1 protein-coding gene is annotated in these 1,586 nt (G+C 77.2%); it reads left to right on the forward strand.

Annotated features, from left to right (window positions below):
* Positions 1-1,586, forward strand: a 1,586-nt coding sequence (locus HUW36_RS34935; RefSeq protein ID WP_174531540.1) for an acyltransferase domain-containing protein, incomplete at both ends; no start/stop codon positions are given.

The following is a 1,586-nucleotide window of genomic DNA, read 5'->3' on the forward strand; positions in this document are numbered from 1 at the left end:
TCCGACGCCGCCGCGTTGGTCGCGGCGCGGGGCCGCCTGATGCAGGCGTTGCCGGCCGGCGGCGGAATGCTCGCGGTTGCCGCGTCGGAGTGCGACGTGGCCGACTCGATCGCCGGCCGGACTGACATCGGGATCGCGGCGGTCAACGGCCCCACGTCGATCGTGGTGTCCGGGCCGGTCGACGCGCTCGACGAGATCGAAGACTCCTGGCGGGACCGGGGCGTCCGGGTCCGCCGCCTGACCGTGTCGCACGCGTTCCACAGTCCGTTGATGGAGCCGATGCTCGCCGAGTTCCGGACCGTGCTGGACGGGTTGACGTTCGCCGCGCCGCTGCTGCCGGTGGTGTCCAACGTGACAGGTGCGATCGCCGATCCGGCGGAGTTGACCGACCCCGACTACTGGGTGCGGCACGTGCGCCAGGCGGTCCGCTTCGCCGACGGCGTCACCGCGTTGCGCGACGACGGGGTGGACACGTTCCTGGAGATCGGCCCGCGTGGCGTGCTCACCGCGCTCGTCCGGGACACCGCCGACACCGCGACGGCCGTCGCCACCCAGCGCGCGGACCGCCCCGAGCCGCGCGCGCTGCTCACCGGCCTGGCGGAACTCGTCGCCGCCGGCGGCCACGTCGACTGGACCCCGGTCCTCGGCGGCGCCGCGACCGGCCCGGTCGACCTGCCCACCTACGCGTTCGGCGGCGAGCGGTACTGGCTGCGCCCGGCCGGCCCCAGCGCCGACGTCACCCGCGCCGGCCTCGGCGCGGCCGGTCACCCCCTGCTGGCCGCCGCCGTCCGGCTGGCCGGCGAGGACGCCGCCGTGCTCACCGGCCGCCTCTCCCTTGCCGCCCACCCGTGGCTCGCCGACCACGTGGTCGGCGGCGCGGTCCTGGTCCCCGGCACCGCGCTCGTCGAACTCGCGCTGCGCGCCGGCGAGGAGTTCGGCCCCTGTCGGATCGGCGAGCTGACCGTCGTCACGCCGCTGGTGCTCCCCGAACGCGGCGCCGTGCCGGTGCAGGTCCGCGTCGGCCCGCGCGACGACACCGGGCGCCGCGCTGTCACCGTCCACTCCCAGCCCGACGACGACCCCGACGGTGAGTGGACCCGCCACGCCGAGGGGCTGCTCACCGCCGCCACCCCCGCCGGCGACACCGGCCTCGGCGCCTGGCCCCCGCCGCACGCCACCGAGACCGACCTCACCGGCTGGTACGACGCCCTCGCCGGCCACGGCATGACCTACGGGCCGGCGTTCCAGGGCCTGCGGCGCGCCTGGACGACCGGCGACGGCACCGTATACGCCGAGGTGACACTGCCCGCGACCGGCCCCGACCGGACCGCCGGGTTCGGCGTGCACCCCGCCCTGCTCGACGCCGCGCTGCACCCCGCCGCGCTGCTGCCCGGCGACGGCACCACCGGCCCGAAGGCCCCGTTCGCGTTCACCGGCGTCCAGGTGCACGCCGTCGACGCGGACACGCTGCGGGTCCGGCTCACCCGCGCCGGCACGGCCGTGCGGCTGCTCGCCGTCGACCCCACCGACCGGCCCGTCGTCACCGTCGACGCGCTGGTGCTGCGCGAGCTGAGCGGCGCCGAGCC

This window comes from Micromonospora maritima (assembly GCF_902825405.1).
Classification (GTDB): domain Bacteria; phylum Actinomycetota; class Actinomycetes; order Mycobacteriales; family Micromonosporaceae; genus Micromonospora; species Micromonospora maritima.